Here is an 18,538-nt window from a genome sequence, read left to right on the forward strand (position 1 = left end):
CATATTATATAATTGTTTGTATCGCCATATATTTTTTTGAGTCTATGTTATTGTCTGGTTGTGTTTCTCTTCATGCTTATTGTTTTTGTTTTTAATAGGCATGTGAGGTGTGATCTGGCAAGAGTGGTTGGCGCAAATATTTGGCTGACTCTGCGTTATATTAAGCGCCAGGGGGAACAGGAGGCGAAAGTGCAAAAGGTTAGGTTGCAATGCAAAAAATATCGAGTTTGTACTGTTCATCAATCGCTGATTATTATTCTTGTAAAGGGTAAGGAAGTGATTAACAACGGTACCGTTTATCTCGTTCATGGTCCAGAGGTTGAAGGACATTTCCCATTAAACCACCTCTGCATATAACGGCTGAGGCGGCTTAATTCAATTAATGCTGTGCATTAAACTGTGATGGTAATCTGGCAATTATTGGAAGGACTGCTGGCATTCCCGATAATTTAACCCTTGTGGCCAGGTATCCCGCTCCGTTTCCCCTTGAATCATTTTATCTGCTTTCACAAAGGAGTCTTTATCGCGGGCAATGCAGGAAGTTATCAGAATATTATTAAGCGTGCGGGTTGATGGGAACTGTTTGTAGCGATCTCTCCAACCTTGCAGCATATCGTCCCAGGAGACAATCTGACGTTTATTCAGTAAAGCCATTAATTCAGGTTGGTAATGGATTGCATTATTCCAGATATAAGCGTAGTAAGAAAGTCCCGATTGATCTTTGTTTTTTTCTGCGGCCATTCTGGCGATTTTTTCGACTTCTTCCGGAGAACCACCCCATTTAGGCAAACGAGCGACCATGGCCTCGATATAAATATTTTGATAGGCGGGATATTTTTTGCTGGCTTCTTCCAAAGTGCTATAGAGCAGCTCTTTATCCTCAAGATTGCGTGCGACCATTTCCATTTCCTGATACCAGGTCACATCTTTGTCGGCAATATCTTTGTTCTTTAACAGATACTCTTTTTCCTGAATCATCAGCTTATTATATTTCGGCCATATATCAGAGTCCACCGTGCTGGCCGCACCTTCACCGCGTAAATTCACGGCTTTAGCATCAAAAACCATTGCTTGAAGCAGCCTTGCACCCGTGGATTTGGGGTTTGCTTTAAGCCACTCTTTTGCCACGCCAGAAATACCATTGTCGGAAACATCTACTGAAAAAAGATTATAGATCCCTCCCCATGCGATAACCAGTTTATGAGTTCCGCCGCTGGTTGTCGGGAATCCGGTATTGTATTCCTGAAACATAGCGTCCAGTTTGTCCCACTTTTGGCTGACAGTATAGGCGATAGCTTGTTGCTCAATGGCCATTCTTTCCCGTGTTTCCGTGAGGCTATTAGCTGATGCCAGTGCAGGAATAGCCATTAATGCGCCTATGACAATATTTTTCAATAACATTGAATTTCTGTCCTGAATGATTAAATAACAAGATGATTAAAAATGTTTATAAAGGATGTGCTTTCACCGGAGGAAATTCAAGCTATAGTGATAATGCATATCTGGACTTTTTATTTATTATTCTTACAGAAAATGTTATTGAATTATATTTATTATAGACACTTATTATATCTCCACATCATGGGGCGCGGCGGCACCCGGTGGTATTGCGCGACCGATTCGAAGGGAAGGCCATTGAGATAGGCGAATAACGTGTTTTTCATCTGGATAAACATCCAGTCTTTTTTTATGATAGTGCATTATCTTTTCAGCCCTTTACGCAGGAGCGTCATGTGATAGGCAGACTCAGAGGCATTATTCTCGAAAAACAACCCCCGATCGTGCTGCTGGAGACAGGGGGCGTAGGCTATGAAGTACATATGCCTATGACCTGCTTTTACGAGCTGCCGGAGGCCGGGCAGGAGGCAATCGTCTTCACCCACTTTGTGGTGCGTGAAGATGCGCAGTTGTTGTACGGATTCAACAATAAGCAAGAGCGCACGCTGTTTAAAGAGCTAATTAAAACGAATGGCGTCGGGCCTAAGCTGGCGCTGGCGATCCTCTCCGGCATGTCGGCGCAGCAGTTTGTGAATGCGGTTGAGCGCGAAGAGCTTGGCGCACTGGTGAAGCTGCCGGGTATCGGCAAGAAAACTGCCGAACGATTGATTGTTGAAATGAAAGACCGCTTTAAAGGGCTACATGGCGATCTCTTTACGCCAGCGGTCGATCTGGTATTGACATCGCCGGCCAGCCCAACCTCGGAAGATGCAGAACAAGAAGCAGTTGCTGCGCTGGTGGCGCTGGGTTATAAACCGCAAGAAGCCAGTCGGATGGTAAGCAAGATCGCCCGTCCGGATGCAAGCAGTGAAACACTGATTCGCGACGCGTTACGCGCCGCGTTATGAGGTAAAGGATGATAGAAGCAGATCGCCTGATTTCAGCAGGCGCCACGATCGCAGAAGACGTCGCCGATCGCGCCATTCGCCCAAAGTTATTGGCGGAATATGTCGGCCAACCGCAGGTGCGCTCCCAGATGGAGATCTTTATTCAGGCGGCAAAACGGCGTGGCGACGCATTAGATCACTTGCTGATTTTCGGCCCGCCAGGGTTAGGTAAAACGACTCTGGCGAATATCGTTGCCAATGAAATGAGCGTCAATCTCCGTACCACGTCCGGCCCGGTGCTGGAAAAAGCAGGCGATCTGGCGGCTATGCTCACCAATCTTGAACCGCATGATGTGCTGTTTATTGATGAGATTCACCGGCTTTCACCGGTGGTGGAAGAGGTACTCTATCCGGCGATGGAAGATTACCAGTTGGATATTATGATTGGCGAAGGGCCTGCCGCACGTTCAATTAAGATCGATCTGCCGCCGTTTACGCTCATTGGCGCGACGACGCGAGCAGGTTCGCTGACCTCGCCGCTACGTGACCGTTTTGGTATTGTGCAGCGCCTGGAGTTCTACCAGGTGCCCGATCTGCAGCACATCGTCGGGCGCAGCGCAAGGCACATGGGGCTTGAGATGAGCGATGACGGCGCGCTGGAAGTGGCGCGTCGGGCGCGCGGTACGCCGCGTATAGCCAACCGTCTGCTCAGACGTGTGCGTGATTTCGCTGAGGTGAAGCATGACGGGGCTATTTCAGCGGAAATTGCCGCGCAGGCGCTGGATATGCTGAACGTCGATGCGGAAGGGTTTGACTATATGGATCGCAAGCTGCTGCTGGCGGTTATTGATAAATTCTTCGGTGGTCCGGTGGGACTGGATAACCTGGCGGCGGCGATTGGCGAAGAGCGTGAAACCATTGAGGATGTGCTGGAGCCGTATCTGATTCAGCAAGGCTTTTTGCAGCGCACGCCGCGTGGGCGTATGGCAACGGTGCGCGCCTGGAACCATTTCGGGATCACGCCGCCAGAGATGCCTTAACGCCTGAAGTCGCTGCGTTCATCAGGCCTGGGCGATTTTGTAGGCCCGGTAAGCGCAGCGCCACCGGGCAACACACGCTTAGCTTGCCTGCTTTTTCATCATACTGAAGATAAACAGCAGCGCGGCACACAACACTACGGATGGCCCTGCCGGGGTATCATAAAAGGCTGAGAAGGTCAGTCCACCTGTAACCGCTATCATACCCACACCAACGGCGACGCCCGCCATCTGCTCCGGCGTACGGGCAAAGCGACGCGCGGTTGCGGCGGGGATAATCAGTAGCGACGTAATGATCAGCGCTCCGACAAACTTCATCGCTACGCCAATGGTTAACGCCGTTACCAGCATCAATAGCAGCTTCACGCGCTGTAACTTCACGCCATCGACAAAGGCAAGATCTGGGCTGATAGTCATTGACAGCAAGTTGCGCCACTGCCAGAAGAGAATGGCCAGCACAATAACGACCCCAATAGCGATCGAGATAAGATCTTCCGGCGTCACGGCCAGCAAATCGCCAAACAGATAAGCCATTAAATCAACGCGGACGTTGGACATCAGGCTGACCACGACCAGTCCTAAAGACAAGGCGCTGTGTGCCATAATGCCCAGTAAGGTATCAATCGCGAGGTGAGGGCGTTTCTCCAGCCATACCAGACCGGAGGCCAGCAGCAGCGTAACGGCGATTACCGCATAAAAGGGGTTAACGTCCAGCAACAGGCCAAACGCCACGCCCAGAAGCGACGCGTGAGCCAGCGTATCGCCAAAATAGGACATCCGACGCCAGACCACAAATGAGCCCAACGGACCAGCAGCGCAGGCCAGCATCATCCCGGCCAGCCAGCCGGGCAGTAATAATTCAATCATGAGTGACCATTTCCCCGGCGCAGTACAATACGACCCTGTAAATCGTGGCGATGATTATGATGATGGCGATAAATCCCTAATTGCTCCGCGCCACGCGGGCCAAACATAGAAATAAATTCCGGATGCATAGACACCACTTCCGGCGCGCCGGAACAGCAAATATGATGGTTCAGGCATAACACTTCATCCGTCTTTGCCATGACCAGATGTAGGTCATGTGACACCATCAGCACGGCGCAATCGAGTTCACGGCGCAGCTGATCGATAAGGTCGTATAACGCGACCTGGCCGTTGACATCCACGCCTTGCGTCGGCTCATCAAGTACCAGCAACTGCGGCCTGTTAAGCAGAGCACGGGCCAGCAGTACGCGCTGTGTCTCACCGCCGGAGAGTTTTTGCATGGGCGCGTCAATCAAATGTCCGGCCTGAACGCGTTTAAGCGCCGGGAGAATATCCGTTTTTTGCGTGCAGGGACGTAAACGTAAAAATCGGTTTACCGTCAGCGGAAGCGTGGTATCGAGATAGAGCTTTTGCGGGACATAGCCGATACGGAGTTGCCCGTTGCGCTTGATCACCCCATCATCAGGGGCTACCAGTCCTAAAACCACGCGTACAAGCGTTGACTTCCCCGCGCCGTTAGGGCCGAGAAGCGTTAAAATTTTTCCGGGGCTCAATTCAAGCGACACGTCAGAGAGGACGCGGCGTTGACCAAATGAGACCGAGACGTTTTCCAGTGAAACTAAACTTGTCATGTTAATTTTAGGCTTGCAGAAGTGATAGAATGTTATAATATCACATTTCACACATTCATTACGATGATTAGTCGCATTATGTTACAGAAAAATACGCTTCTTTTCGCAGCATTATCCGCCGCGCTTTGGGGGAGTGCAACCCAGGCTGCCGACGCCGCCGTTGTCGCTTCGCTTAAACCGCTTGGGTTTATCGCTTCCGCCATTGCTGATGGCGTTACGGATACACAAGTATTACTTCCGGATGGGGCTTCCGAGCATGATTATTCATTGCGTCCATCAGACGTAAAACGCTTACAGGGCGCGGACTTAGTCGTCTGGGTTGGCCCGGAAATGGAAGCCTTTATGGAGAAGTCGGTCAGGAATATTCCTGATAATAAGCAGGTTACCATTGCGCAACTTGCCGATGTAAAACCGTTACTCATGAAGGGCGCGGATGATGATGAGGATGAACATGCGCATACGGGCGCCGATGAGGAAAAAGGTGACGTACATCACCATCACGGCGAATATAACATGCATCTTTGGCTCTCCCCAGAGATAGCGCGGGCTACAGCGGTTGCAATCCATGAAAAATTAGTGGAACTTATGCCGCAAAGTCGAGCTAAACTCGACGCCAACCTGAAGGATTTTGAGGCACAATTAGCCGCAACCGATAAACAGGTCGGTAACGAGCTCGCGCCGCTCAAGGGGAAAGGGTATTTCGTTTTTCATGACGCCTACGGTTACTACGAAAAACACTACGGACTCACCCCGCTCGGTCACTTTACCGTGAACCCTGAGATACAACCTGGCGCGCAGCGTTTACATGAAATAAGAACACAGTTGGTTGAGCAAAAAGCAACCTGCGTTTTTGCTGAGCCACAATTCAGGCCAGCGGTCGTGGAAGCCGTGGCGAGAGGGACATCCGTTCGAATGGGAACACTGGACCCCCTCGGGACGAACATTAAACTGGGTAAAACAAGCTATTCAGCGTTTTTAAGCCAATTAGCCAACCAGTATGCGAGCTGCCTGAAAGGAGATTAACGAGGAAGTGAATACGTGCAACAGATAGCCCGCTCTGTCGCCCTGGCATTTAATAATCTGCCCCGACCCCACCGCGTTATGCTGGGGTCACTTACCGTTCTGACACTGGCCGTCGCCGTATGGCGGCCCTATGTTTACCACCCAGAATCCGCGCCAATCGTTAAAACTATTGAACTGGAGAAAAGCGAGATTCGTTCCCTCTTACCGGAGGCCAGCGAACCCATCGATCAGGCCGCGCAGGAAGATGAAGCTATTCCTCAGGATGAGCTGGACGATAAAACCGCAGGCGAAGTCGGCGTCCATGAATACGTCGTCTCCACAGGCGATACGTTAAGCAGCATTCTGAATCAGTACGGCATCGATATGAGCGATATTAGCCGACTTGCCGCTTCTGATAAGGAGCTGCGCAATCTGAAAATTGGCCAACAGCTTTCCTGGACACTGACCGCCGATGGCGATTTACAGCGTCTGACATGGGAAGTCTCCCGCCGTGAAACGCGTACCTACGATCGCACTGCCAACGGTTTTAAAATGAGCAGTGAAATGCAGCAGGGGGACTGGGTCAACAGTCTGCTGAAAGGTACGGTAGGGGGTAGCTTTGTCGCCAGCGCGAAAGAGGCCGGTTTAACCAGCAGCGAAATCAGCGCAGTGATAAAAGCCATGCAGTGGCAGATGGATTTTCGCAAGCTGAAAAAGGGCGATGAATTTTCGGTTCTGATGTCGCGCGAGATGCTGGATGGCAAGCGTGAACAGAGTCAGTTGTTGGGCGTGCGGATGCGTTCCGATGGTAAAGATTACTACGCCATTCGCGCCGCTGACGGTAAATTCTATGACCGTAACGGTGTTGGCCTGGCGAAAGGCTTTTTACGCTTCCCGACCGCCAAACAGTTCCGCATCTCCTCCAACTTCAATCCGCGCCGTCTGAACCCGGTTACTGGACGCGTTGCGCCGCATCGTGGCGTTGACTTTGCGATGCCGCAGGGTACGCCGGTGCTGTCGGTGGGGGATGGCGAGGTCGTGGTCGCTAAACGTAGCGGCGCTGCCGGTTACTACATTGCGATTCGTCATGGACGCACCTACACCACACGTTACATGCACTTGCGTAAGCTGCTGGTGAAACCGGGGCAAAAAGTGAAACGTGGCGATCGTATTGCGCTTTCTGGTAACACCGGGCGTTCCACAGGGCCGCATCTGCATTATGAGGTATGGATCAACCAGCAAGCCGTTAATCCTCTAACAGCAAAATTGCCGCGCACGGAAGGTCTGACGGGGTCAGATCGTCGTGAATACCTGGCACAGGTGAAAGAGGTTCTGCCGCAACTGCGCTTCGATTAACAAATGCGCTGACAGAGCCGGTACGCGATGTGTGCCGGCTTTTTTGTTTTGTGTGAGACGCAGACGTCGCTACACTATTCACAATTCCTTTTCGCGTCAGCAGACCCTGGAAAAGCATGGAAACCAAAAAAAATAATAGTGAGTATATCCCTGAATTCGAAAAATCCTTTCGCTATCCGCAGTATTGGGGCGCCTGGTTGGGCGCTGCGGCAATGGCGGGGATCGCACTAACACCGGCATCATTCCGCGACCCTTTGCTGGCGACGCTGGGGCGTTTTGCCGGACGGCTGGGGAAGAGTTCTCGTCGCCGGGCGCTAATTAATCTGTCGTTGTGCTTTCCGCAGCGTAGCGAAGCTGAGCGCGAAGCGATTGTCGATGAGATGTTCGCCACCGCGCCACAGGCAATGGCGATGATGGCTGAGTTGGCGATGCGCGGTCCGAAAAAAATTCAACAGCGTGTTGACTGGGAAGGTCTGGAAATCATTGAGGAGATGCGTCGTAACGACGAAAAAGTCATTTTTCTCGTACCGCATGGCTGGGGCGTCGACATTCCAGCCATGCTGATGGCCTCTCAGGGGCAAAAAATGGCGGCGATGTTTCATAATCAGGGTAATCCGGTTTTTGACTATATCTGGAACACAGTGCGTCGGCGTTTCGGCGGACGTTTGCATGCGCGTAATGACGGGATTAAACCCTTTATTCAGTCTGTTCGTCAGGGCTACTGGGGTTACTACCTGCCGGACCAGGATCACGGCCCGGAGCATAGTGAATTCGTTGATTTCTTTGCGACATACAAAGCGACGCTGCCTGCAATTGGTCGGCTGATGAAAGTGTGCCGCGCACGCGTGATACCGCTTTTCCCGGTGTATAATGGTAAAACGCATCGCCTGACTATCCAGATTCGCCCGCCAATGGACGATCTGCTCACGGCTGACGACCACACTATCGCCAGACGGATGAACGAAGAGGTCGAAATTTTTGTCGGCCCGCATCCGGAACAGTACACCTGGATCCTGAAGCTGCTCAAAACCCGCAAGCCAGGCGAGATTCAGCCGTATAAGCGTAAAGATCTTTATCCCATCAAATAAATAAAGCCTCTCGTAAGAGAGGCTTTATGCTGACAAACCCTGTACTACCTGATGAACAGGTGTGGGGGAGTTTTACTCAACGGTCAAAATACGCGTGGTATTGGTTGAGCCGACGGTGCTCATGACATCGCCCTGAGTCACGATAACCAGGTCACCGGAAACCAGATACCCTTTATCGCGCAGCAGATTAACAGCTTCATGCGCCGCGACAACGCCATCAGCCGCGCTATCAAAATGCACCGGCGTTACTCCGCGGTAGAGCGCGGTCAGGTTCAGCGTGCGTTCATGGCGCGACATGGCGAAAATCGGCAGGCCGGAGCTGATACGGGAAGTCATTAGCGCGGTACGACCGGATTCCGTCATGGTGATGATCGCGGTAACGCCTTTCAGATGGTTTGCCGCATACATCGCAGACATGGCAATAGCTTCTTCAACGTTGTCGAACTGCACGTCGAGACGGTGTTTAGACACATTGATGCTGGGGATTTTTTCTGCGCCCAGGCAGACGCGCGCCATTGCGGCAACGGTTTCAGAAGGATACTGACCGGCTGCGGTTTCGGCAGACAGCATAACTGCATCCGTGCCATCCAGGACGGCGTTCGCCACGTCCATCACTTCCGCGCGGGTCGGCATCGGGTTGGTGATCATCGACTCCATCATCTGCGTTGCGGTGATGACTGCACGGTTTAGCTGACGCGCACGGCGAATCAGCGCCTTCTGGATACCAACCAGCTCCGGATCGCCGATTTCAACGCCCAGGTCGCCACGTGCGACCATCACAACGTCAGAGGCCAGAATGATATCGTCCATGGCGTTTTGGTCGCATACCGCTTCGGCGCGTTCGACCTTAGCCACAATTTTCGCGTCGCAGCCGGCGTCGCGCGCCAGGCGGCGTGCATAGTTCAGATCTTCGCCGCAGCGCGGGAAGGAGACGGCCAGATAGTCAACACCTATCAGCGCAGCGGTTTGAATATCGGCTTTGTCTTTTTCGGTCAGCGCTTCAGCAGAAAGCCCGCCGCCGAGCTTGTTAATGCCTTTATTGTTAGACAGCGGGCCGCCGACGGTGACCTCGGTAAAGACTTTCATGCCCTGGACTTCAAGCACTTTCAACTGCACTCGACCATCGTCAAGCAGCAGGATATCGCCAGGAACGACGTCTGCCGGCAACCCTTTGTAATCAATGCCGACTTTTTCTTTGTCGCCTTCGCCTTTACCCAGGTTAGCGTCTAACAGAAATTTGTCCCCGATGTTGAGGAACACTTTGCCTTCTTTAAAAGTGGAAACGCGAATTTTTGGCCCTTGCAGGTCGCCTAAAATAGCCACATGACGCCCCAGTTTGGCGGCAATCTCACGGACTTTATCAGCACGCATTTTATGATCTTCCGGCGAGCCGTGAGAGAAGTTCATACGTACGACGTTTGCGCCCGCGGCGATAACCTTCTCAAGGTTGTTATCGCGGTCAGTTGCCGGGCCTAACGTGGTAACGATTTTGGTTCTGCGAAGCCTTCTGGACATGTAATACTCCGTTGACTAAAACAACTTGGTGTTGCGTGAACATTGATCCGGTCGTTCTGAAACCTTAACGGTATAAAATGAACGTCCCCGGATGACGAAAAGGGTAGAACATTGTTATTGCTTTTAGCGGTCATCACTCTTGATGAGTAATTCTTTATCAAAACGCGATTCCTTGAGCGCTTCCTTGACACGCTTCAAGTTATCTCTGAATTTTGCCCCGCGACGCAAAGTAAATCCCGTTGCCAGCACATCTATCACGGTCAGCTGAGCAAGTCGAGAGACCATGGGCATATAAATGTCTGTATCTTCCGGTACGTCGAGGGTAATGGCTAGCGTGGCTTCGCGCGCCAGCGGCGTTCCAGCGGAGGTCAGGGCGATCACCATCGCATCGTTTTCCCGCGCCAACTGCGCCAGTTCCACCAGACTCTTGGTTCTGCCAGTATGCGAAATGAGCACGACGACGTCATCATCGTTACAATTCATACAGCTCATCCGTTGCAGCACGATATCGTCGGAGTAAATCACCGGCACATTGAAGCGAAAAAACTTATTCATGGCGTCATGCGCGACCGCGGCGGAGGAACCAAGACCAAAAAAGGCGATTTTTTTTGCCTGGGTCAGTAAATCGACGGCGCGGTTGACGGCCGATTTATCCAGCGACTGACGAACATGGTCGAGACTGGCCATGGCGGACTCGAAGATTTTTCCTGTATAGGCCTCAACGCTGTCATCTTCATCCACATTGCGATTAACATAGGGGGTGCCATTTGCCAGACTTTGCGCCAGATGCAGTTTAAAATCAGGAAAGCCGCGGGTATTCATGCTGCGACAGAAACGGTTCACCGTTGGCTCGCTAACGTTAGCTTCCTGGGCCAGCATGGCAATGCTTAAGTGAATCGATCTGCCGGGGGCGGCCAGAATAACATCGGCGACTTTTCGTTCAGATTTGCTTAAATGTTCCAGTTGAGACTGGACTTTTTCCAGCATATTCATGATTAGCAAGGCTCATGGGTATTAGCGATTTCAATGATGCGCGAAACCGAGCGCGTTTTGTTAGATATTACTCCTGGCGGCTGTCAAAGGGGGCAAAATGGCTAAAAAAGGTGTCGTTTTTTTTCATTACATGACCGACGTCGGATTTTAAGTTCCAGCTTGTGTGGAAAAGCGACAATTTTATTAGGCGTTTTGCCGATTATATTGCCAATCAAACGCCGGTTCACCTATGAAAAGGCGTTTACGGTTTCCGTAATCTCGTAAAAGCAGTACAGTGCTGTGTAATAAAATTACAACGATATCCTGGCTAAAGTACCAGGAGATTAACTGAGGAGAATGACATGGCGGTAACGCAAACAGCCCAGGCATGTGACCTGGTCATTTTCGGCGCGAAAGGCGACCTGGCGCGCCGGAAACTGCTGCCTTCCCTGTATCAGCTTGAGAAAGCCGGCCAGATCCATCCGGATACCCGGATCATTGGGGTGGGGCGCGCGGACTGGGATAAAGAAGCTTATACCCACGTCGTGCGTGAGGCGCTGGAAACCTTCATGAAGGAAAAAATTGATGAAGGCTTGTGGGATACGCTGAGCGGCCGTCTGGATTTTTGTAATCTTGACGTTAACGATACGCCTGCGTTTAGTCGCCTGGGCGATATGCTGGATCAAAAAAACCGCACCACCATTAACTATTTTGCGATGCCGCCCAGCACGTTTGGCGCTATTTGCAAAGGGTTAGGGGAGGCTAAACTCAACGCCAAACCGGCGCGTGTCGTGATGGAGAAACCGTTGGGTACTTCGCTGGCGACCTCGCGTGAGATTAACGATCGGGTCGGCGAATACTTTGAAGAGTGCCAGGTATATCGTATCGACCACTATCTGGGCAAAGAAACGGTTCTCAACCTGCTGGCGCTGCGTTTTGCCAACTCGTTATTCGTTAATAACTGGGATAACCGCACTATCGATCACGTTGAGATTACCGTAGCGGAAGAGGTGGGGATTGAAGGGCGCTGGGGATACTTTGACCAGGCCGGTCAGATGCGCGATATGATCCAGAACCACTTGCTGCAAATTCTCTGCATGATTGCCATGTCACCGCCGTCTGACCTGAGCGCCGACAGTATTCGCGATGAAAAAGTCAAAGTGTTGAAATCGTTGCGCCGTATTGATCGCTCCAACGTGCGTGAAAAAACGGTTCGTGGTCAATACACCGCGGGCTTTGCGCAGGGTCAAAAGGTGCCGGGCTATCTGGAAGAAGAGGGCGCGAATAAAAGCAGCAACACCGAAACTTTCGTCGCGATCCGCGTCGACATCGATAACTGGCGTTGGGCGGGCGTGCCATTCTATCTGCGCACCGGCAAGCGTCTGCCAACTAAGTGCTCTGAAGTCGTGGTTTATTTCAAGACGCCTGAACTGAATCTCTTTAAAGAGTCCTGGCAAGACCTGCCGCAGAACAAATTGACGATTCGCCTGCAGCCGGATGAAGGCGTAGATATTCAGGTACTTAACAAAGTACCGGGGCTGGATCATAAGCATAATCTGCAAATCACGAAGCTTGATCTGAGCTACTCCGAGACCTTTAATCAGACGCACCTGGCGGATGCATATGAGCGCCTGCTGCTGGAAACGATGCGTGGCATTCAGGCGCTGTTTGTCCGCCGTGACGAAGTGGAAGAAGCCTGGAAGTGGGTGGACTCCATTACCGAAGCATGGGCGATGGACAACGACGCGCCGAAGCCGTATCAGGCGGGCACCTGGGGACCGGTAGCGTCCGTGGCGATGATTACCCGTGACGGTCGTTCGTGGAATGAGTTTGAGTAAATTTACCACTCACTCTTAGGTGGTATTTTACCGGTAACATGATCTAACACAGATTGTAGAATCATTTTTGCACTTTTAAGCCTCGTGTGGATTCACCTGCGAGGCTTTTTTTATTACACTGCCTGAAACGATTTTGCCCCATTATCACCGGACATCATGTATTTCACTGTCTTTCCACATTGATGAAACGCATGGTAAACCCGGTAGCCGGACAGATAAATTTCAGGAGCCTCTATGAATCCTAATTTGTTACGCGTAACACAACGTATTGTCGAACGCTCGCAGCAGACCCGAGAAGCCTATCTTGCCCGCATTGAGCAGGCAAAAACCGCCACGGTCCACCGATCTCAACTGGCCTGCGGCAACCTGGCGCATGGCTTCGCCGCCTGTCAGCCAGAGGACAAAGCCTCGCTGAAAAGTATGTTGCGCAATAATATCGCCATCATTACCTCCTACAATGACATGCTCTCTGCGCATCAACCGTATGAACATTATCCGCAGATTATTCGTCAGGCCCTGCATTCCGTGAATGCGGTAGGTCAGGTCGCAGGCGGCGTACCGGCAATGTGCGATGGCGTTACACAAGGGCAGGATGGCATGGAGTTGTCATTACTCAGCCGCGAAGTGATAGCGATGTCGGCAGCAGTAGGCCTCTCTCACAATATGTTTGACGGCGCGTTATTCCTCGGCGTATGCGACAAAATCGTTCCGGGGCTGGCGATGGCCGCGCTCTCTTTTGGTCATTTACCCGCGATTTTTGTTCCGTCAGGCCCGATGGCGAGCGGCCTGCCGAATAAAGAAAAAGTCCGTATTCGTCAGCTATATGCGGAAGGAAAAGTAGACAGAATGGCGCTGCTGGAGTCGGAAGCCGCCTCTTACCATGCGCCGGGCACCTGTACATTTTACGGCACCGCCAACACCAACCAGATGGTGGTGGAGTTTATGGGAATGCAGTTGCCGGGTTCTTCGTTTGTGCATCCGGATGCGCCGCTGCGCGAGGCATTGACTGCCGCTGCCGCACGTCAGGTAACACGTCTTACCGGCAACGGCAATACGTGGATGCCGCTCGGTAAAATGATCGACGAAAAAGTCGTGGTGAACGGCATTGTCGCGCTGCTGGCTACCGGCGGCTCCACCAACCACACCATGCATCTGGTTGCAATGGCGCGCGCGGCGGGAATTCTGATCAACTGGGATGACTTCTCGGATTTGTCGGAAGTGGTTCCGTTGATGGCGCGCCTGTACCCGAACGGTCCGGCGGACATTAACCACTTCCAGGCGGCGGGCGGCGTACCGGTATTGATGCGTGAGCTGCTCAATGCCGGATTGCTGCACGAAGACGTTAATACTGTCGCAGGCTTCGGCCTGAAACGCTATACACTGGAGCCCTGGCTCAACAACGGCGAGCTGGACTGGCGTGAAGGCGCGGAAAGGTCACTGGATAACGATGTCATTGCCTCTTTTGATAAGCCGTTCTCTCCTCACGGCGGTACCAAGGTGCTAAGCGGTAATCTGGGGCGCGCAGTAATGAAGACGTCTGCGGTACCGGTTGAAAACCAGATCATTGAAGCGCCTGCCATGGTATTTGAAAGTCAGCATGATGTGCTGCCTGCGTTTGACGCGGGTCTGCTTGATCGGGATTGTGTCGTTGTCGTGCGTCATCAGGGACCAAAAGCGAATGGAATGCCAGAATTACATAAACTCATGCCGCCACTTGGTGTATTATTGGACCGCCGTTTCAAAATCGCGTTAGTTACTGATGGACGACTTTCAGGCGCTTCGGGTAAAGTGCCTTCAGCTATCCACGTAACGCCGGAAGCCTACGATGGCGGCTTACTGGCAAAAGTGCGCGATGGCGACATCATTCGCGTGAATGGGCAGACAGGTGAGTTAACTCTGCTGGTCGACGAGGCGGAACTTGCCGCTCGTCAGCCTCATATTCCGGACCTGAGCGCGTCGCGCGTCGGAACGGGGCGTGAGTTGTTTGGCGCGCTGCGCGAAAAGCTGTCGGGTGCGGAGCAGGGCGCAACCTGTATCACTTTTTAAGATGACACACTAGTAATCAGGCGAGAGAAGAATTCCGATGAAAAACTGGAAAACAAGTGCAGAAGCAATCCTGACCACCGGCCCGGTTGTCCCGGTCATTGTAGTCAATAAACTGGAGCACGCGGTGCCGATGGCTAAAGCGCTGGTGGCCGGGGGTGTTCGCGTTCTGGAGGTGACTTTACGTACGGCCTGCGCGATGGATGCTATTCGCGCTATCGCTAAAGAAGTGCCGGAAGCGATTGTCGGCGCCGGAACCGTTCTCAATCCGCAGCAGTTGGCGGAGGTGACGGAAGCGGGCGCGCAGTTTGCGATTAGCCCGGGACTGACTGAGCCACTGCTGAAAGCCGCGACGGCAGGCACTATCCCATTGATTCCCGGTATTAGCACCGTTTCTGAACTGATGTTGGGCATGGACTATGGTCTGAAAGAGTTCAAATTCTTCCCGGCGGAAGCGAATGGCGGCACTAAAGCGTTGCAGGCGATTGCCGGCCCGTTCTCTCAGGTACGTTTCTGCCCAACCGGCGGCATCTCTCCGGCAAACTATCGTGACTATCTGGCGCTGAAAAGCGTGTTGTGCATCGGCGGTTCCTGGCTGGTGCCGGCCGACGCGCTGGAAGCGGGTGATTACGATCGCATCACCAAACTGGCGCGCGAAGCGGTAGAAGGCGCGAAGCAGTAAGCCGTTAAATGCCCGATGGCGCTTGCTTATCGGGCTTACGAGTGGCGATCAGGCAGGTCTGATAAAAATGCGCTAACGTCGCCATCAGGCGATGGCGCATTAGCCTTTTACCGTCACGCGGCTGACGGCCTTTTTCGCTCTTATCACCGCTTCTTCAACGTTTTCACCTGTCGCTAACGCTACACCAAGACGACGGGTGCCGTCGATCTCAGGCTTACCAAACAGCCGTACCTGCACTCCGGCTCCTACCGCCGCGTGTACATTATCAAACGTCACATTTTGACTGGTAAGCTGCGGCAGAATCACGGCCGAGGCAGCGGGACCATACTGGCGAATAGCGCCTACGGGCATTCCCAGAAAGGCGCGCACATGCAGCGCAAACTCAGAAAGATCCTGAGAAATCAACGTGACCATTCCGGTATCGTGCGGGCGAGGGGAGACTTCGCTGAAAATGACTTCATCGCCACAGACGAAGAGTTCAACGCCGAACAGTCCATGACCGCCTAACGCCAGTACCACATGGCGGGCAATCTCTTGCGCCCGCTTCAGCGCCAGTTCGCTCATTTGCTGTGGCTGCCAGGATTCGCGATAGTCGCCATCTTGCTGACGATGACCGACCGGCGCGCAGAAATGCACGCCATCGACGGCGCTAACGGTGAGCAGCGTAATTTCAAAATCAAATTTAACCACGCCTTCCACAATCACGCGACCCGCGCCAGCGCGTCCGCCTTGTTGAGCATACTCCCATGCCTGCGCGAGCTGTTCGGCCGAGCGGATAAAGCTCTGGCCTTTGCCGGAAGAGCTCATGACCGGTTTGACGATGCAAGGAAAACCCACTGCGGCTACCGCATCATGAAAACTGGCCTCACTGTCGGCAAAGCGATACGTCGATGTCGGCAGACCTAATTCTTCTGCGGCCAGGCGACGGATCCCTTCGCGGTTCATCGTGAGCTGCGTTGCACGAGCGCAAGGCACGACATTCAGCCCTTCGCCCTCCAGCTCGCGCAGCGTATCGGTGGCGATCGCTTCTATTTCCGGCACGATATAATGCGGTTTTTCCTCTGTAATCACATGACGTAGCGCCTCGCCGTCCAGCATATTAATGACGTGTGAACGGTGAGCCACATGCATGGCGGGCGCATCAGGATAGCGATCGACGGCGATAACCTCGATCCCCAGGCGTTGGCATTCAATCGCCACCTCTTTTCCCAATTCACCTGCCCCTAATAACATCACCCGCGTTGCTGCCGGACGCAGCGCAGTGCCTAATAGCGTCATATTTCTGTCCCCTTATTTACCTGCGCGCAGTATATACGAAAACGTTTGCGTATGTCTTTTCGAATAGATTGCTTTTCTTGCTGCCTTGCAATATACTGTATATAAACACAGGTAAATAAGGGGCTGCAAAATGGCGGTTGAAGTTAAATACGTAGTCATTCGCGAGGGTGAGGAGAAGATGTCATTTACCAGTAAAAAGGAAGCCGACGCCTGGGACAAAATGCTCGATACTGCCGATCTTCTTGATACCTGGCTTGGGCAGTCGCCAGTCGTGCTGGAAGATGGGCAGCGCGAAGCGTTGTCGCTGTGGCTGGCGGAACATAAAGAGGTGTTAAGCACTATCCTCAAAACCGGTAAGTTGCCTTCTCCGCAGGCGGTTGAAAAGGACGCCGCGAGTAAAACGAAAAAGCAAGCCGCCTGAACCCGTACTTGCGCTCCCGGCGTTTTGTACCATGCTTTTCCTGAATCATTGTGCTAAGGAGAAAAGTATGAATAAAAGAGGAGCGTTGTTGAGCCTGCTGTTGTTATCCGCCAGCGTATCGGCATTTGCGGCATCCACCGAGAGTAAATCGGTTAAGTTTCCGCAGTGCGAAGGGCTGGATGCCGCGGGGATTGCGGCAAGCGTGAAGCGCGACTACCAGCAAAATCGTATCGTGCGGTGGGCAGACGACCAAAAAAAGGTCGGGCAGGCTGACCCGGTCGCGTGGGTTAATGTGCAGGACGTTGTGGGTCAAAATGATAAATGGACAGTTCCGCTAACCGTTCGCGGTAAAAGCGCCGATATTCATTATCAGGTCATCGTTGATTGCAAAGCCGGCAAGGCGGAATATAAGCCCCGCTAGCAGCGTAATTTGCGCTTCTTTTGCCGGAACAGACAATTCCTGACATCCCCTCAGGTACGCTTGACCATTATTGGTCTGTATTTGAGGGGTACTATGGCTAACTGGTTGAACCAATTACAATCACTTCTTGGGCAAAAAGGCGCTTCTGCATCGCCTTCCGGTGAACAGGGGTTAAATAAACTGCTGGTTCCCGGCGCGCTGGGCGGTCTGGCTGGACTGTTGGTCGCCAATAAGTCTTCGCGCAAATTATTAACCAAATACGGTACTGGCGCTTTGCTGGTGGGCGGCGGCGCGGTGGCGGGTTCCGTATTGTGGAATAAGTACAAAGATAAAGTACGAGCTGCGCATCAGGGGGAGCCGCAATTCGGCAGCCAAAGTACGCCGCTGGATGTTCGCACTGAGCGACTGATCCTGGCGCTGGTTTTTGCTGCAAAAAGCGATGGGCATATTGATGCCAAAGAACGCGCGGCGATTGAGCACCAACTGCGAGAATCAGGTGTGGAAGAGCAAGGGCGTGTGTTTATCGAGAAAGCTATTGAGCAGCCGCTTGATCCACAACGTCTGGCACAGGGCGTTCGTAATGAAGAAGAAGCCCTGGAACTCTACTTCCTGAGCTGCGCCGCCATTGATATTGACCACTTTATGGAACGTAGCTATCTGAATGCGTTAGGAGACGCACTAAAAATTCCTCAGGAGGTTCGGGACGGTATCGAGCAGGACTTGCAGCAGCAAAAACAGGCGCTACCAGGCTGATAACCTGCCATTAAGTAACATGTTTCGCTTGCATCATGCGTGTCTTTTGCCACCCTTATAGGATGGATAGTTTACGTCATTCATGTTGCAGGATAGCGGCGAAGCAGTGACATCTCAGGCGCTTACCGAGGTGAGCGACCGGGACTACCATGCTACGCCGCTGTGTTTGCCGCGTGATATATAACAAAT

Annotated in this window: 17 protein-coding genes; 11 read left to right on the top strand and 6 right to left on the bottom strand. The window is 52.5% G+C overall.

Annotation, left to right across the window (positions count from 1 at the left end):
- Positions 1 to 417: 417 nt before the first annotated feature.
- A complete protein-coding gene (locus HU143_RS09875) occupies positions 418 to 1,314 on the bottom strand; it encodes a DUF4034 domain-containing protein (RefSeq protein WP_077909983.1) in 897 nt (298 codons plus the stop codon).
- A 419-nt stretch (positions 1,315 to 1,733) separates the two neighbouring features.
- Here HU143_RS09875 and ruvA point away from each other — a divergent pair, with 419 nt between their 5' ends.
- Together ruvA and ruvB are read left to right on the top strand one after the other, a co-directional pair.
- A complete protein-coding gene (gene ruvA, locus HU143_RS09880) occupies positions 1,734 to 2,345 on the top strand; it encodes a Holliday junction branch migration protein RuvA (RefSeq protein WP_000580335.1) in 612 nt (203 codons plus the stop codon).
- 8 nt (positions 2,346 to 2,353) lie between these two features.
- Positions 2,354 to 3,364 (top strand): Holliday junction branch migration DNA helicase RuvB, encoded by a 1,011-nt coding sequence (gene ruvB / locus HU143_RS09885; RefSeq protein ID WP_185191083.1) that lies wholly within the window; start codon positions 2,354 to 2,356, stop codon positions 3,362 to 3,364.
- 78 nt (positions 3,365 to 3,442) lie between these two features.
- Here ruvB and znuB read toward each other — a convergent pair whose 3' ends face one another.
- Entirely contained in the window at positions 3,443 to 4,228 is a 786-nt protein-coding gene (gene znuB / locus HU143_RS09890) for a zinc ABC transporter permease subunit ZnuB (protein ID WP_023227118.1), read from the bottom strand.
- Positions 4,225 to 4,980 carry a zinc ABC transporter ATP-binding protein ZnuC gene (gene znuC, locus HU143_RS09895; protein WP_023227119.1) on the bottom strand — a complete coding sequence of 252 codons (756 nt, stop codon included), beginning with the start codon at positions 4,978 to 4,980 and terminating at the stop codon, positions 4,225 to 4,227. Before znuC ends, znuB begins: the two co-directional genes overlap by 4 nt.
- Positions 4,981 to 5,058: 78 nt before the next feature.
- Here znuC and znuA point away from each other — a divergent pair, with 78 nt between their 5' ends.
- From znuA to lpxM, 3 genes are all read left to right on the top strand, one after another.
- Positions 5,059 to 6,003, top strand: a complete 945-nt coding sequence (gene znuA, locus HU143_RS09900; protein WP_000939597.1) for a zinc ABC transporter substrate-binding protein ZnuA — start codon at positions 5,059 to 5,061, stop codon at positions 6,001 to 6,003.
- Between the two features lie 15 nt (positions 6,004 to 6,018).
- Positions 6,019 to 7,338, top strand: coding sequence for a murein DD-endopeptidase MepM (gene mepM / locus HU143_RS09905; RefSeq protein ID WP_001184028.1), 1,320 nt, complete (start codon positions 6,019 to 6,021; stop codon positions 7,336 to 7,338).
- A gap of 116 nt (positions 7,339 to 7,454) precedes the next feature.
- A complete protein-coding gene (gene lpxM, locus HU143_RS09910) occupies positions 7,455 to 8,426 on the top strand; it encodes a lauroyl-Kdo(2)-lipid IV(A) myristoyltransferase (RefSeq protein WP_000448401.1) in 972 nt (323 codons plus the stop codon).
- A 72-nt stretch (positions 8,427 to 8,498) separates the two neighbouring features.
- Here the strand turns inward: lpxM and pyk are convergent, their stop codons facing one another.
- Together pyk and HU143_RS09920 are read right to left on the bottom strand one after the other, a co-directional pair.
- Complete coding sequence (pyk, locus tag HU143_RS09915; protein WP_000091156.1) at positions 8,499 to 9,941, bottom strand: pyruvate kinase; 1,443 nt, start codon at positions 9,939 to 9,941, stop codon at positions 8,499 to 8,501.
- Between the two features lie 123 nt (positions 9,942 to 10,064).
- Positions 10,065 to 10,934, bottom strand: coding sequence for a MurR/RpiR family transcriptional regulator (locus tag HU143_RS09920; protein ID WP_020898861.1), 870 nt, complete (start codon positions 10,932 to 10,934; stop codon positions 10,065 to 10,067).
- A gap of 341 nt (positions 10,935 to 11,275) precedes the next feature.
- Here HU143_RS09920 and zwf point away from each other — a divergent pair, with 341 nt between their 5' ends.
- The 3 genes from zwf to kdgA all read left to right on the top strand — a co-directional run bounded on the left by zwf (position 11,276) and on the right by kdgA (position 15,476).
- A complete protein-coding gene (gene zwf, locus HU143_RS09925) occupies positions 11,276 to 12,751 on the top strand; it encodes a glucose-6-phosphate dehydrogenase (RefSeq protein ID WP_000301711.1) in 1,476 nt (491 codons plus the stop codon).
- 234 nt (positions 12,752 to 12,985) lie between these two features.
- Positions 12,986 to 14,797 (top strand): phosphogluconate dehydratase, encoded by a 1,812-nt coding sequence (edd, locus tag HU143_RS09930; protein ID WP_001069113.1) that lies wholly within the window; start codon positions 12,986 to 12,988, stop codon positions 14,795 to 14,797.
- Positions 14,798 to 14,834: 37 nt separating this feature from the next.
- Positions 14,835 to 15,476 (top strand): bifunctional 4-hydroxy-2-oxoglutarate aldolase/2-dehydro-3-deoxy-phosphogluconate aldolase, encoded by a 642-nt coding sequence (gene kdgA, locus HU143_RS09935; RefSeq protein ID WP_000800497.1) that lies wholly within the window; start codon positions 14,835 to 14,837, stop codon positions 15,474 to 15,476.
- Between the two features lie 99 nt (positions 15,477 to 15,575).
- On the opposite strand, the gene purT is transcribed toward kdgA, so the two are convergent.
- The gene (purT, locus tag HU143_RS09940; protein WP_000173431.1) at positions 15,576 to 16,754 is read right to left on the bottom strand and encodes a formate-dependent phosphoribosylglycinamide formyltransferase; all 1,179 of its coding nucleotides are present in this window, start codon (positions 16,752 to 16,754) and stop codon (positions 15,576 to 15,578) included.
- A 130-nt stretch (positions 16,755 to 16,884) separates the two neighbouring features.
- On the opposite strand from purT, the gene yebG reads away from it, so the two are divergent.
- The 3 genes from yebG (at position 16,885) to HU143_RS09955 (ending at position 18,349) form a co-directional block, all read left to right on the top strand.
- On the top strand, positions 16,885 to 17,175 hold the full coding sequence (gene yebG / locus HU143_RS09945; RefSeq protein ID WP_001579458.1) for a DNA damage-inducible protein YebG: 291 nt from the start codon (positions 16,885 to 16,887) through the stop codon (positions 17,173 to 17,175).
- Positions 17,176 to 17,242: 67 nt separating this feature from the next.
- A complete protein-coding gene (yebF, locus tag HU143_RS09950) occupies positions 17,243 to 17,596 on the top strand; it encodes a protein YebF (protein ID WP_001042123.1) in 354 nt (117 codons plus the stop codon).
- Positions 17,597 to 17,689: 93 nt separating this feature from the next.
- The gene (locus HU143_RS09955) at positions 17,690 to 18,349 is read left to right on the top strand and encodes a tellurite resistance TerB family protein (RefSeq protein WP_000024709.1); all 660 of its coding nucleotides are present in this window, start codon (positions 17,690 to 17,692) and stop codon (positions 18,347 to 18,349) included.
- Positions 18,350 to 18,538 lie beyond the last annotated feature (189 nt).

It is taken from the genome of Salmonella sp. SJTUF14076 (genome assembly GCF_015534835.1).
Taxonomy (GTDB): domain Bacteria; phylum Pseudomonadota; class Gammaproteobacteria; order Enterobacterales; family Enterobacteriaceae; genus Salmonella; species Salmonella enterica.